We start from the raw sequence: 14,260 nt of genomic DNA on the forward strand, positions 1-14,260 counted from the left end.
GAGAACTAGAAAAAGCATTATTAAATGAGTTCAGTAATTATTACATCAATTGTAGCATTTACCTTGATTATTTTGCTACTTGTTTTCATACTACTGTTTGCCCAGTCTAAGCTGGTAGCTTCAGGAGATGTGAAAATTATCATCAATGGAGATGAAGCCAATCCGGTAACTACTTCCGCTGGGTCCTCCCTTTTGGCTACCTTGGGTAACCAAAAAATCTTCCTGCCTTCTGCCTGTGGTGGAGGTGGTACATGTGCCATGTGTAAATGTACAGTTGAAGAAGGTGGTGGAGAGGTGCTTCCTACAGAAGTGGGGCATCTTAGCCGTTCAGAGCAGCAAAGCAACGTAAGGCTTTCTTGCCAGGTGAAAGTTAAACAGGATATGAAAATTCGCATCCCTGAAGAAATCTTCGGTATTAAGAAGTGGGATTGCGAAGTAATTTCAAATTACAACGTATCGACCTTTATCAAAGAATTCAAAGTGAAATTACCAGAAGGTGAGGTTTTGGATTTTGAATCAGGTGGATATATCCAGATTGATGTTCCTGAAATTACTGTAAACTTTAAGGATATTGATATTACTCCACATCCTGAGTTAGGACACCCTGCTGATGTGTACCAAAGTGACTGGGATAAGTTTGGTCTTTGGAGCTTGGTGATGAAGAATGATGAAGAGCTGTTTAGGGCTTATTCCATGGCCAATCACCCTGCCGAAGGTAATATTGTAATGTTGACCATTCGTATCGCTACCCCACCATGGGATAGAGCAAATAACAAATGGATGGATGTCAATCCTGGTGTTTGTTCTTCTTATGTGTTCTCGCGTAAGCCTGGGGATAAAGTAACTATCTCTGGTCCTTATGGTGAATTCCATATCAATCCTACCGAAAGAGAAATGATCTACATTGGTGGTGGTGCTGGTATGGCTCCTTTGAGATCTCATATCTTCCACTTGTTCCATACAGAAAAATCAGATAGAAAAGTTTCTTATTGGTATGGTGGTCGTTCGAAGAAGGAATTGTTTTATGTTCCTCACTTCAGAGATATAGAGAAAGACTTCCCTAATTTCAAATTCTATGTAGGTCTATCTGAACCACTACCAGAAGATAATTGGAAGATCAAGAAATCTTTGGATGATGAAGAGGGTGATGGTTATGTAGGATTTATTCATCAAGTGCTCTATGATAATTATTTGAAAGATCATCCAGAGCCAGATGAAATAGAATTTTACCTTTGTGGACCTCCATTAATGAACTCAGCAGTTTTGAAGCTGTTGGATGATATGGGAGTTCCAAAAGAAAATATCAGATTTGACGACTTCGGTGGTTAAGTTAAAAAAGTCCTGCGTCAGCAGGACTTTTTTATTTGCTATTAGTTTTTGATTAATTTTACGGCCCGAACTTCTATTGTTTAGGGAGTAGCCGCTAAAGAATCACCTATGGACCTTAAGATTTTATTTGACCCAATCCCGGATCGCATTACTCAAAAAAGTTATGCGCATAATTCCTTCTTTAAGCATATCAATTATTACGGGGAGCTTTTTCCTGATTTGAATGGTATCCAGATTGCCATTATAGGTCTTGAAGATGCCAGAGGCTGTAAGGATCAGGAAAGTTTTGATGAGGGAGCACATGAGGTCCGCCAAAAGCTTTATAATCTTAAAAGGGGATTGTCCCACTATAAAATTGCTGATCTTGGGAATTTGAGGGCAGGGATTGATCTGCAAGAAACCTATATCAGGATTCAGAGTGTAGGAGAAGAGCTGATGCAAAGGCAGATACTTCCTATATACATTGGAGGGACTCACGATTTGGATTATGGCCAATACCTTTCTTATGAGGGGATGAAAAAGCTTGTGAGCATGCTCACGGTGGATGCAAAGATTGATATGGAAGATGAAGGAGCGCCATTCGAGATTCACTCACAAGATATTATTTTACATCAGCCCAATTTCCTCTTTAATTATACCCAATTGGCCTATCAAAGTTTTTTGACTGATAGAGATTTGGTGAATGTCATGGAAAAATTGTATTTTGATCATGTTCGCTTAGGGCAGTTAAGGGATAATTTTAAGGAAATAGAGCCTTTGATACGAAATGCTGATTTGGTGAGCTTTGATATATGTGCGATTCAGTCTGCCGACGCGCCAGGGGCTTCAGATGCGCAGCCCTTTGGTCTAACAGCAGAGGAAGCTTGTCAAATTTGCTGGTTTGCTGGCATGAATGAAAAATTAAGCTCATTGGGATTATATGGATATCAACCTCGTTATGATGATCAACGCTTCAAAACTGCTTCAGTGATGGCGACCATGGTTTGGTATTTCATAGAAGGATTTTACCATAGGAAGGACAGTCTTTCTTTTAAGAGTAATGATTATACTAAATATACCGTTTCTTTGGATTCAAAGCCTTCTGTAATATTATTCTATAAGAGTAATTTAAGTGGTAAATGGTGGATGGAAGTTCCCCAAACTGGTAAAGAAAAGTTTGAAAGAGACACTATAATTCCTTGTAGTTACCAAGATTATCAAACCGCTCAACGTGGGGAAATTCCAGAGCGGTGGATCAATGCTCAATTAAAACTTTATTGAGTATGAATTTATATACTAAGCAGCAATTGGCGCTGCGAAATGGGCAGGATAAGCCAGAGATATGGGTGGCCTATAAGGGGCGTATTTATGATGTTAGTAGTTCCAGGTTGTGGAAAAATGGCAAACATTATGAGCATTGGGCAGGACAGGACCTAACTGATGAGCTGCCAGATGCACCTCATACAGAAAATGTATTTGATAAATTTGAGACTATTGGTCAGTTAGTTTAATGGCATGATTTTAATCGCGGACAGTGGATCAAGTAAAACGGATTGGCGAGGTATTGACCATAATGGTAATATTTCCCAATTCAGAGGAGTAGGGTTCAACCCCTATTACCAAACTGCTGTTGAAATGGCTGCTGAGCTTGAAGATGAGTTTTTACTTAATCTGAAGGAAGAAGTAGAATATATCTTCTATTATGGGGCTGGCTGTACTTCTGATCAAAATAAATCCACGGTTTCCCATGCCCTTCAAAATATTTTTGTGAAGGCTGCCATCACGGTAGATCATGATCTGATGGCAGCAGCGAGAGCTACTTGTGGGCATGAGGCAGGAATAGCTTGTATTTTGGGAACAGGGTCTAATAGTGGAGATTATGATGGTGAATTGATAGTTGATTCGCGGCCATCGCCTGGGTTTATCTTGGGGGATGAGGGAGGAGGTTCTTATATCGGTAAAAAATTCCTCAAAGACTTTATACATGATGAATTGCCTAATGAAATTAGATTGAGGGCCTTGGAGCGCTTTGAGCTTACAATACAGGGAATTCAAGAAAATGTTTATCAAAAGCCATTTCCAGGAAGATATATGGCCAGCTTTTGTAGGTTTTTGACCGAAAATATACGTGATCCCTATTGTTACCTTTTGTATTATAATAGCTTTCAGGATTTTCTAAAAAAGCATGTGATGAAATATAGGGATTTCGAAAGAAAGAAAGTCAATTTTGTAGGTTCGGTAGCTTTTTATAATAGCGATGTGCTGAGAAAAGCTGCCGGAGATCTTGGGATTAACGTAAATTTAATTTTAGAAAGCCCTATTGCGGGTTTGACCTTATACCATAAAAACAAAAAATGAGAACGACCGAAAGTAGCTCCAATTATGATAATTTGGAGTCCATGAGTGTTGAAGAATTGATTGCTAATATTAACAGGGAAGACCAAACAGTGCCCCAAGCGGTCCAGAAAGTCCTTCCTGAAATAGAAAAGCTAATAGAACAAATAGTGACTAAAATGAAAGAGGGGGGGCGTTTGTTTTATATAGGAGCTGGTACCAGTGGGAGATTGGGTATCCTGGATGCATCCGAGTGTCCACCTACCTATGGGGTGTCCCATGATATGGTTATTGGGATTATTGCGGGTGGAGATACGGCTATCCGTAAAGCAGTGGAAAAGGCGGAGGATGACTCCAGCCAAGCTTGGCAAGATCTAAAATCCAATGGGATCAATGAGCTGGATACGGTAATAGGTATTGCTGCTTCTGGAACTACTCCCTATGTGATTGGGGGGGTTAAGGCAGCTAGAGACAAAGGTTTGCTCACAGGTTGTATTACCTGTAATGCCGGTTCTCCATTGGCAGAGGCAGTTGAATATCCTATTGAAGTTGTAGTGGGGCCAGAGTTTGTAACGGGGAGCACACGGATGAAAGCCGGAACTGCTCAGAAGTTGGTGCTCAATATGATTTCAACTGCTGTGATGATCAAGTTGGGTAAGGTCAAAGGCAATAAGATGGTGAATATGCAGCTATCCAATGAGAAGTTAGTGGAGAGGGGAACTAGAATGGTCATGGAGGCTACTGGTTTGGAAGAGGAGCCAGCTAAAGAGAGGTTGCTAAAGTTTGGTTCGGTGAAAGCGGCTTTGGAGGATTGGGAAAATAGTCAATCATAAAATGAAAAAGGCTGTCTCAGTTTTGCCATTTCGATCTTAGGAAAAATCTCTTAATTAACTTTATACTCAGAAAAAGAGATTCTTTCCCGTTAGTCAACGGGACAGGATCTTTCGTCAGAATGACACAATTAACCGGTAAATGAGACAGCCTCTTTTTGCTTATGGCAAGAAATAAACCAGAGCCAGTCTAAATACGGCTTGTCCACCACTTTGTGCTTGGTATTTCAACTCCGGGTTGAATGCGAAATTATCTGCAAATTTTAAAACACCACCAGCACCGATATTGGCTCCTGCTCTGCTTTCTTTGACTTTTACATCCATGAATTCAGCTGACCACCAGTTGTTGGTGAAGCCGACCAGTCCGTACCATTGAAGGATGTCACGTGTGAAATAATATCTAGCATCAAGATTTAATGTACTGGCATTACCTCCTTCAGGAAAATAAATCGTGAAATTAGGCGCTGCAGCAATCTGATCAGTGATCAAATACTCTCCGCCAAAATTCAACCCAAAAGCTTCTGAGTCAAAGCCAAAATCGCCACCAAATTGTAATCTAACATCTCCTGCGGTTTGTGCCTGTGCAAACGATACGGTCAATGCAAAGAGGCCTAGTAATAATAATTTTTTCATAGTTATATAATAAAAGTTTAGTTGTTATTAAACGCAAAAACTAATCCAAAGATTCATCAAAAGCGATTAACTTTTGAAATGATTTTTAATAACTAAGTGAGGCTTTTATAAACCAGTTAAGAATGAGCTATATACTGGTTACTTCATTTTTATTTGCCAATTGACCACATGCAGCATCGATATCTTGCCCCCTAGATTTTCTGACTTTGGCCACAATACCTTGGGATTCCAAGATGCGTACATACATGTCAACTGCTTCTTGAGAAGCTTGGCGGAACTCGCCTTCATCAATGGGGTTGTACTGAATGATATTTACCTTTGAAGGAATATGCTTGCAAAATTTAGCCAAGGCCCTAGCATGTTCTTCATTATCGTTGACTCCATCCCATATCACGTATTCATAAGTGACCTTGCTTTTGGTTTTATAATACCAATACTTTAAGGCCTCAGCCAGATCTTCTAAGGGGCTTTTGTCATTAATAGGCATCAATCTACTTCGCGTTTCATTGATAGCGGAGTGTAAAGAAATGGCCAAGTTGAACTTTACCCCATCATCAGCCATTTTTTTGATCATTTTTGGGATGCCTACAGTGGAAAGGGTAATTCTTCTTGGCGCCATTCCCAATCCCTCCGGAGAAGTGATTTTGTCAATGGCTTCAATTACATTGGCATAGTTAAGCAATGGTTCTCCCATGCCCATGAAAACAATATTGGTAAGTGGACGCTGGAAATAGGTATCTGCTTCTTCTTTGATTGCTACTACCTGATCATAAATTTCATCAGGATTAAGGTTTCTCATGCGTTTTAGTCTCGCTGTTGCGCAGAAATTGCAGTCCAGGCTACAGCCTACTTGTGAAGAAACGCAGGCAGTAATTCTTTTGCTGGTAGGAATGAGTACAGACTCAACGATCTTATCATCAAATAATTTGACAGCATTTTTAATGGTGCCATCATTTGAATGCTGCATCAGGTCAACCTTAACATGATTGATCGTGAAGTTTTCTTTCAGCATTTCACGGGTGGGAAGGGAGATATTGGTCATATCATCGAAATTTTTCAATGATTTGTTCCAAAGCCATTCATAGACTTGTTTTGCCCTGAATTTTTTATCCCCAACAGATAGGAAAAATTCCTGAAGTTCTTCCAGGCTTAATTGCCTAATATCCTTTTTATCACCCTTATTCATAATGCAAAGGTATGAAAATGTAAGGATTATCCAGTATGCTGTGGAAAGTCTTGTCTTATGTTAGGAACAAATGGTTTTGAGCCTTGTAAAACGATAGGATATTTTGTGATTATTGGATTAAGTCTGTCGTATTTATCTTCTTACTTTACAATTTATCTGTCAAAAAGTCCTAAAAAAGAGAGCTTTGACTTCGTTTTCAGTCAATATTTCCGATTTTCTTTGAAATATTTATTTGGTGTTCATTTTGATTAAAGTAGATCACGGGGCATGGCTCCATAGATGAATAAGTAATAAAAAGATTAGATATATAATGGATTTCAAGCAATTTACGATCAAATCACAAGAAGCTGTTCAAAAGGCAGCAGAGCTGTGTATGGCTGAACAACAGCAAGCCATTGAACCGGCTCATTTGTTAAAGGGTATCCTATCTGAGGATGAGAGTGTGGTGGATTTCGTATTCAAGAAACTAGGCGTAAACCAAAAGATGGTGACTCAGAAATTGGAGGAAATCATCAGTTCCTATCCCAAGGTCAGTGGCCAGCAGCCCTATCTCTCCAATGCAGGTAATCAGGTTTTGGCTAAAGCAAAGGGTTACTTGAAAACTTTTGGAGATGAGTTTGTCGCTATTGAGCATTTGCTTTTGGGGATACTATCTGCAGGGGATAAGACCAGCCAGTTGCTCAAAGACCAAGGGGTGACAGAAAAAGCACTTATTGAAGCGATTAAAGAATTGAGACAAGGAAATAAAGTGACCGATCAAAACGCTGAGGCCAAATACAGGTCTTTGGAGAAGTATTCCAAAAACCTAAATGAACTGGCAAAAAAGGGTAAAATAGACCCAGTAATAGGTAGGGATGAAGAGATCAGGCGTGTGCTTCAGATTTTGGCCAGAAGAACCAAAAACAACCCGATCCTATTGGGAGAACCTGGCGTGGGTAAAACTGCGATTGTAGAAGGTCTGGCGCAAAGGATTGTTAGTGGAGACGTTCCTGAGAACCTGAAATCAAAGACCCTTATTTCTCTTGATATGGGTTTATTGGTTGCAGGAGCTAAATATAAGGGTGAGTTTGAGGAGAGGCTCAAGGCTGTCATCAAAGAGGTAACTGATTCAGATGGGCAAATAATCCTTTTTATAGATGAGATTCATACCCTGATAGGAGCCGGTGGAGGTGGAGAAGGAGCCATGGATGCTGCTAACCTATTGAAGCCAGCCTTGGCAAGAGGAGAGCTGCATGCAATCGGTGCTACTACTTTGAAAGAGTACCAGAAATATGTGGAGAAGGATAAGGCTTTGGAAAGAAGGTTTCAGGCTGTAATGGTGGATGAGCCAGATACTGCTGATGCCATTTCAATCCTAAGGGGTATTAAGGATAAGTATGAGCTGCACCATGGTGTACGTATTAAGGATGATGCTGTAATTTCTGCAGTGGAGTTGTCCCAACGTTATATTTCAGATCGTTTCTTGCCGGATAAGGCTATTGACTTGATGGATGAGGCAGCTGCAAAACTAAGGATGGAAATTGATTCTCTTCCTCAAGAATTGGATGAGCTGAATCGTAGGATCATGCAATTGGAGATTGAGCGAGAGGCCATCAGAAGGGAAAAAAACAAGGACAAGGAAACTGTATTAAGTAAGGAGATTGCTGAGCTTTCTGAAAAAAGGCAATCGGTAAAAGCCAAATGGGAAAGTGAAAAGGCTGTGATCACTGGAATCCGTAGAGAAAAAGAGAATATTGATAAGTTCAAGCTAGAAGCAGATCAGGCAGAACGTGCCGGGGACTTTGGTAAAGTAGCGGAAATACGCTATGGTAAGATTACGGATAGTGAGAAAAAGCTGGAATCCTTTAATCAGCAATTGCATGATATGCAGAAAGGTTCTCCCTTGCTAAAAGAAGAAGTGGATGCTGAGGATGTTGCAGCGGTAGTGGCCAAATGGACAGGGATTCCATTGTCCAGAATGTTGGAAAGTGAACGTGAGAAACTGCTTCATTTAGAAGATGAATTAAGTAAGAGGATAGCAGGGCAAAAAGAGGCCATTGCTGCCTTGTCGGATGCTGTAAGAAGAAGCCGTGCAGGACTTCAGGATCCCAAACGTCCCATTGGCTCCTTTATCTTTATGGGGACTACCGGTGTAGGTAAGACAGAGCTGGCAAAGGCTCTTGCAGAATATCTCTTCAATGATGAAAATGCCATGGTAAGGATCGATATGTCCGAGTATCAAGAAAGGCATGCGGTAAGTAGGTTGGTGGGGGCACCTCCAGGCTATGTGGGTTATGATGAAGGAGGGCAGTTGACTGAAGCAGTGAGGAGAAAGCCTTACTCCGTAATCCTTCTAGATGAGATAGAGAAAGCTCATCCAGATGTATTCAATATATTACTTCAGGTATTGGATGATGGAAGGTTGACCGACAATAAAGGAAGGGTAGCCAATTTCAAGAACACTATTGTTATCATGACCACTAATATTGGATCCACATTGATTCAAGAGCGTTTTACGGGAATTGAGGAATGGAATAAAGATCAGATCATCGAGGATACCAAAACGGAAGTATTTGAGTTGCTGAAGAAATCCGTAAGGCCTGAATTTTTGAACAGGATTGATGAAACAATCATGTTTGAGCCATTGAATAAGGAAATTACCCGCAAAATTGTGGACATCCAGTGGAAGGAAATCCAACAGAGGTTGACTGATGCAGGAATTGAAATAGATGCAACCAGGGAAGTTTTGGATTACTTGGGTGAAGTTGGTTTTGATCCTCAGTTTGGCGCAAGGCCTTTGAAGAGGACCATGCAGCGAATGGTGCTTAATGAGCTATCCAAGGAAATCCTTAGCGGTTATATTAAAAATGATTCTGCTGTTTTGGTTGACTTGGATGCTGACAAGCAGGTTTATTTCAAGAATGTAGAAAACATAGAAATAGAATAAGGTGATTGAACATTTTGTATGGCCCAGATGAATTACTTTCGTCTGGGCTTTTTTATAAATGAGAAAGGATGTTTTTTGGTCGATGAGAACATTTATTGAAAAAAAAAAACTCCCCAAGATTGATTCTAGGGGAGTTGGCTAAGCTATATTAGTTCTTAAAATTTCTATTCCTCTATGACCGGTACTTCTTGTTCTTTTTTCAACCTCAGCATAAAATCGCTTAGGACATTCATATAATTAATAAATGCCTCATAAGGACTTTCGTAAGGGCTGAAATAAGCGTGAATATCTCCATCTGAGAAGAATTTGGTACACATATAATAGAAGTGGTCACTGGTCTGAAGATATTTCCAATCTTTTTGGATTATAGGATCCTTGGATTTTTTTACCAAGTGTTCCAGTTCATAAAGCCTGTCAAATGCTTCATCTTGTAAATCATTACCTAGCCAGGCAGTTAAATCCCTTTCTTCATCTGCCCAGGAAATGGGTACAGGGACATGGATTTTTCCTACTGGTGGAGCTTCTTTTACCACCTCGGAAGGCGTGGAGAAAGTGAAGTTGGACTGGGAAAGTACCGCTTCAGGCAAATGGCGCATAAATTCAAAAATGCCGCTTTCTGCCCATTGGTGTTCCCCAAAGGTCTCGTAATCCATAAAAAGATTGATCACTTCTTCCTCTTGTGGGATTTGGTTGATCCAATTAACAAATTTATCAGTTGTCAAAGGCCAGTCTGCCCAGGCCTTTTCTCCAAAGCGGAAAGCGATATCGTCACTCAGACGGAAGTTTTTAAGCAATACTTTTAACTTTGGCTCAATGGCATTGCAATAGACATAGTTGGGGCTTTTCCATCCAAGGATATGTTTGGCGCCTTCTGTCAGGATGGCGTCATAGCCAAGTTCAGCGACCATTTCACCAATGGTGTCTGAGTAGATCAACTCGGTATTTCTAAAGACTTTTGGTGTGTAACCATTAAAGAGCTTTTTGATTTTGTCCTGTTGCTTGAGGACCATATCATGAAATTCCTCCTTGCTTTTCAATGCTGCCAAGGCATGTGCATAAGTTTCGTTGAGGAGCTCGGCATGGCCGGTGGCCACTAGTTTTTGGAAGCTTTCAAGAACATCAGGAGCATATTCTTCCATCTGGTCCATAAATACGCCAGAAAGGGAGAAGCTTACCTTGAATTTTCCATCATATTTTTGAATAAGTTCCAATAGGAGTTGGTTCATTGGTAAGTAGCATTTTTCGGCTACTTTTCGCATGATACTTCTATTGGCAAAATCATCCCAGTAATAATGGTCTTCGCCTATATCAAAGAAGCGATAGGGTTTTAATCTGTACGGTTGGTGTACTTGGAAATAAAAGCAAATGGTTCTCATGGATTGGTAACGGTTAAGGTTTGATCATAAAGGGCGAAGATTTTTTCAGCAACGTGTTCCCATTTCATTTTTTTGAGTTCTTCGGTGCCGCAACTTCGGAACATATTGGATATTCCTTGGTAATGTAGCAAGGCAAATATGGCATCGGCCATCGCATCAATATCCCAAAAGTCGATCTTAATGGCGTTGTTAAGCACTTCAGCTACTCCTGATTGTTTTGATATAATTACAGGGGTGTTATGTCTGACAGCTTCTAGGGGTGATATTCCGAATGGTTCGGATACGGATGGCATGACATATACATCGCTTATAGCAAACATTTGGTCCACGTCTTTTCCTTTTAGGAATCCTGTGAAATGGAATTTGGTGCCTATGCGGAGTTCTGCTACCCTGTCTATCATACGGTTGAGCAAGTCTCCGGATCCTGCCATGACAAAACGGACATTGTCGTCCTTCTTAAGTACTTTGTTGGCCGCTTCGATAAAATATTCCGGACCTTTTTGGAAGGTGATTCTTCCTAAGAAGGTGACAATTTTTTCAGGTACTTTTTTACGTGCGTCACTTTTGATGATGCTGACATCCAAAACGGCATTGTGGATGACTTCCACCTTGCTTTCAGGTATGCCATATTTGGTGACGATGGTACGTTTGGTCAGATGGCTTACAGCGATGATTTTATCGGCAGCATCCATTCCTGATTTTTCTATTTCGTAGACCCTTTGGTTGACATTTTCTCCTGACCGATCAAATTCAGTGGCATGTACGTGGACTACCAGGGGTTTGCCGCTGATTTCCTTTGCTGCAATTCCTGCAGGGAAAGAGAGCCAGTCATGGGCGTGGATAATGTCATGGTCTTTGTTTTTGGCGATTTGAGCAGCTGTAAGGGCATAGCGTGAAACTTCCATGATCAAGTCTTTGCCATACTTCCCACTAAAGGTGAATTTATTGGAGAAAATACTTTCATCGACATCCGTTCCGTCATGTAAGGATTTGTCGGTGAACCTGGCGTATTCTTCAGGACCTAAATAGGGTATTAAAAAAGAGCTGACCTCCAGATAGGTCAGGTTTTTCCATATCTGTTTAAATCGTTTTTCACGATAATCAATCTCTACATCACTTGCGCTGACAAAATTTGCTAGTGGGTCCTCGTCTCCCCATAACTTGGGAACAACAAATATAATCTCATGATTAAATTTGGACATCCCTTTCAGTAATCCATAGCAGGCGGTGCCGAGTCCACCGGAAATATGTGGTGGAAATTCCCATCCAAACATTAATACTTTCATAAAAAATAAGTTTAGTATTGATTAATTAAATACATGATGCGCAACAGTTCTCCCACACTCCAGGCTTGAGAGATAGCTCCTTTTGGTCTGTGTGGAGGGTCGCCATCATAAATTTCTGCAATGGTGCCCACTCCATATTGGGACATAGTGTCGTCAAAACCTTTGATCAGTTTTTTAATCATGTTTTTTCCAGCTTTGCGGTGGATTTTTAAGTATCCTTCCACAAAGTGACCCAATAGCCATGGCCAAACGGTACCTTGGTGATAAGCATTGTCTCTTTGGTATTGGTTTCCCTGATAATATCCCTTGTAAGAAGGGTCGTTGGGGGCCAATGTCCGCAGTCCACGTGTGGTCAAAAGATTAAGTTTGATGACCTCTAATACTTCAGCTTTTTGGGTGTCTTCTAATGGGCTGAAAGGTAGTGAAGTGGCAAAAACCATATTGGGTCGGATTGACCAATCTTTTGTGCCGTTATTAATTACGTCAGCTAAGTAGCCTTTGTCCTCTAACCAGAATTCGTCTAAAAATGATTGCTTAACCTTTTGGGCCAAACTTTCAATTTCCTTGTCTCCTGTTAATTCAAAATAGTAACAAAGTGCGTTATACCAAAGGCTGTTGATCTCTACAGGACAGCCTATTCTAGGGGTGACAGGTCCGTCTGAGGTGACTGCATCCATCCAGGTGAGGGCTATTCCCTTTTGCCCGCCATAGAGCAGTCCATTATTCTGGACCTTGATATTGAACGCTGTGCCTTTGATTAGGCCATCTATAATACCCTTTAGTATAGAAAGGTAGTTTTTTGTTATGGTTTCCCTGTCGCCTGTAAATAGCTCATATTGCTGCCAGGCCCAGAAATACCAAAGAGGCGCATCCAGTGTGTTCATATTGGTGGTGACTCCACTGCCGACATTGGGGAAAAGCGCACCGTCCACGTCTTTGGACATGGTTTTCATTACTTCTAAAAAGGTTGTTGTCTCTCCTTGTGTCAAAGTGAGTCCTGGCAAGGCGATAAAGGTGTCACGACCCCACCAGCCAAACCAGGGGTAGCCAGCAATGACCCTGGTTTCGTTCCCTCTACGGGAGATAAATTGTCCGGCTGAGTTTTTTAAGCAGTTTTCGAAGTTGTCCCTTGGGGTTCTTCGCTTAAGTTCTCTTTCGAATGCATCTTCCAGCATTGTTGGATCAGCTTCTTCCAGTCCGGCTGAAAAAATTACAGATTCACCCTTTTTAATATTAAACTCAAAGAAACCGGGAACATAGAGGTCTTCTTTGTATTCGTAACCACGTTCTTTTTCTCTGATATATTCTATATCGTAATACCAATCAGGAGCAGGTACAAATTCATTTTCTTTGGAGATTTGCAAAGAAAGGGGTGAATAGGCTTCATAGAGTTTGAATTGTACCCCACCGTTTATCTTCAGGTATTTTTTGTTTACATAAGTGTTGGCCTTGGAGAGTGCATGGTAGCCTCTAAATGCCAAAAAGGGGCTCAGGCGTAAAGTGGTGGGGGAGTGCGCATCCAGAAGTGTGTATTTGATCATCATCCTGTCTGCTGTAGTGTCCAAGATGATTTCCTTTTGCAAAACTACGCCGCCTACCCGGTAGATTAGATTGGGAATAGGTTCTGAGCTGTAGTCTTCCAGGTATTTATGTCCTCTGGGTGAGTAGATGCCAGGATACTTGCTGATACCCAAGTTAAAGCTCGCGCCATGTTGAATGACGGTTTCATGGATGGTGGATAGTAGTACATGAAGCTGACTGTCAATTTGTGGTTGCGGTGCAACCAATAATCCGTGATACTTCCTTGTGTTACATCCGATAATTGTGGTGCTGGTATAGCATCCTGAACGATTAGACCTGATGGTCTCTTTTTCTAAAGAATAATTGAGGTTAATTAATTCCGTCTTGTCGAAATGGATGTAGCTCATGGAGTGTTGTTTAGTGGTTTTAGTGGACCCCTCTAAAATACTCCAATAGTGTTAAAAGTAAAAAGTTTGGGCAAAAAATAAAGGTCATTATTTAATGACCTTTTTAGTTTTATCTTATCATAGAGTTAATATGCTCTTTTTGTATCTCTTCAAAATTTTTCAGAGATTCTTCAAATTTTGCCATATACATCTGAATATTTTTCAGATCTACCGGTTTTACCTTTGGAAAGGTAGGCGATGGTTTGAATAATGTAAACATTGGGGTCAAATTTTGATTATACTAAAATGAGAGACAAATAATATGCCATAATAGTTTCTTCATTTTAGTGTAAAATTAAAAACCCCTCAAAAATGAGGGGTTTTGGGTGGAAGATCGGGTTCGAACCGACGACCTCTGGTGCCACAAACCAGCGCTCTAACCAGCTGAGCTACAACCACCGTTTTATATCTTTT

11 protein-coding genes and 1 tRNA gene are annotated in these 14,260 nt (G+C 40.7%); 6 read left to right on the forward strand and 6 right to left on the reverse strand.

Annotated features, from left to right (window positions below; translation table 11 throughout):
- Positions 1 to 24: 24 nt before the first annotated feature.
- From nqrF to murQ, 5 genes are all read left to right on the forward strand, one after another.
- Positions 25 to 1,329 (forward strand): NADH:ubiquinone reductase (Na(+)-transporting) subunit F, encoded by a 1,305-nt coding sequence (nqrF, locus tag H7U17_RS00435; protein ID WP_186753639.1) that lies wholly within the window; start codon positions 25 to 27, stop codon positions 1,327 to 1,329.
- Positions 1,330 to 1,437: 108 nt separating this feature from the next.
- Entirely contained in the window at positions 1,438 to 2,589 is a 1,152-nt protein-coding gene (locus tag H7U17_RS00440; RefSeq protein ID WP_186753641.1) for a formimidoylglutamase, read from the forward strand.
- A gap of 2 nt (positions 2,590 to 2,591) precedes the next feature.
- Positions 2,592 to 2,819 (forward strand): cytochrome b5 domain-containing protein, encoded by a 228-nt coding sequence (locus H7U17_RS00445; protein WP_186753643.1) that lies wholly within the window; start codon positions 2,592 to 2,594, stop codon positions 2,817 to 2,819.
- A 4-nt stretch (positions 2,820 to 2,823) separates the two neighbouring features.
- Positions 2,824 to 3,666: an N-acetylglucosamine kinase gene (locus H7U17_RS00450; RefSeq protein WP_186753649.1), complete on the forward strand. Its 843-nt coding sequence runs from the start codon at positions 2,824 to 2,826 to the stop codon at positions 3,664 to 3,666.
- Complete coding sequence (gene murQ, locus H7U17_RS00455) at positions 3,663 to 4,475, forward strand: N-acetylmuramic acid 6-phosphate etherase (RefSeq protein WP_186753651.1); 813 nt, start codon at positions 3,663 to 3,665, stop codon at positions 4,473 to 4,475. The genes H7U17_RS00450 and murQ overlap by 4 nt, the downstream gene beginning before the upstream one ends.
- 159 nt (positions 4,476 to 4,634) lie before the next feature.
- On the opposite strand, the gene H7U17_RS00460 is transcribed toward murQ, so the two are convergent.
- Positions 4,635 to 5,105: an outer membrane beta-barrel protein gene (locus H7U17_RS00460; protein ID WP_186753653.1), complete on the reverse strand. Its 471-nt coding sequence runs from the start codon at positions 5,103 to 5,105 to the stop codon at positions 4,635 to 4,637.
- Positions 5,106 to 5,232: 127 nt separating this feature from the next.
- A complete protein-coding gene (rlmN, locus tag H7U17_RS00465; protein ID WP_186753655.1) occupies positions 5,233 to 6,291 on the reverse strand; it encodes a 23S rRNA (adenine(2503)-C(2))-methyltransferase RlmN in 1,059 nt (352 codons plus the stop codon).
- Between the two features lie 310 nt (positions 6,292 to 6,601).
- On the opposite strand from rlmN, the gene clpB reads away from it, so the two are divergent.
- Positions 6,602 to 9,217: an ATP-dependent chaperone ClpB gene (gene clpB, locus H7U17_RS00470; protein WP_186753657.1), complete on the forward strand. Its 2,616-nt coding sequence runs from the start codon at positions 6,602 to 6,604 to the stop codon at positions 9,215 to 9,217.
- A gap of 164 nt (positions 9,218 to 9,381) precedes the next feature.
- On the opposite strand, the gene H7U17_RS00475 is transcribed toward clpB, so the two are convergent.
- The 4 genes from H7U17_RS00475 to H7U17_RS00490 all read right to left on the reverse strand — a co-directional run bounded on the left by H7U17_RS00475 (position 9,382) and on the right by H7U17_RS00490 (position 14,246).
- Positions 9,382 to 10,593, reverse strand: a complete 1,212-nt coding sequence (locus H7U17_RS00475) for a glycoside hydrolase family 57 protein (protein WP_186753665.1) — start codon at positions 10,591 to 10,593, stop codon at positions 9,382 to 9,384.
- A complete protein-coding gene (locus H7U17_RS00480) occupies positions 10,590 to 11,879 on the reverse strand; it encodes a glycosyltransferase family 4 protein (protein WP_186753666.1) in 1,290 nt (429 codons plus the stop codon). Before H7U17_RS00480 ends, H7U17_RS00475 begins: the two co-directional genes overlap by 4 nt.
- A gap of 11 nt (positions 11,880 to 11,890) precedes the next feature.
- Positions 11,891 to 13,807, reverse strand: coding sequence for an amylo-alpha-1,6-glucosidase (locus H7U17_RS00485; protein WP_186753668.1), 1,917 nt, complete (start codon positions 13,805 to 13,807; stop codon positions 11,891 to 11,893).
- 363 nt (positions 13,808 to 14,170) lie between these two features.
- Positions 14,171 to 14,246: transfer RNA gene (locus tag H7U17_RS00490), tRNA-His, on the reverse strand.
- Positions 14,247 to 14,260: the final 14 nt, after the last annotated feature.

Origin of the sequence: Echinicola salinicaeni (assembly GCF_014280965.1) — a bacterium.
In the GTDB taxonomy this organism is placed as follows: domain Bacteria; phylum Bacteroidota; class Bacteroidia; order Cytophagales; family Cyclobacteriaceae; genus Echinicola; species Echinicola salinicaeni.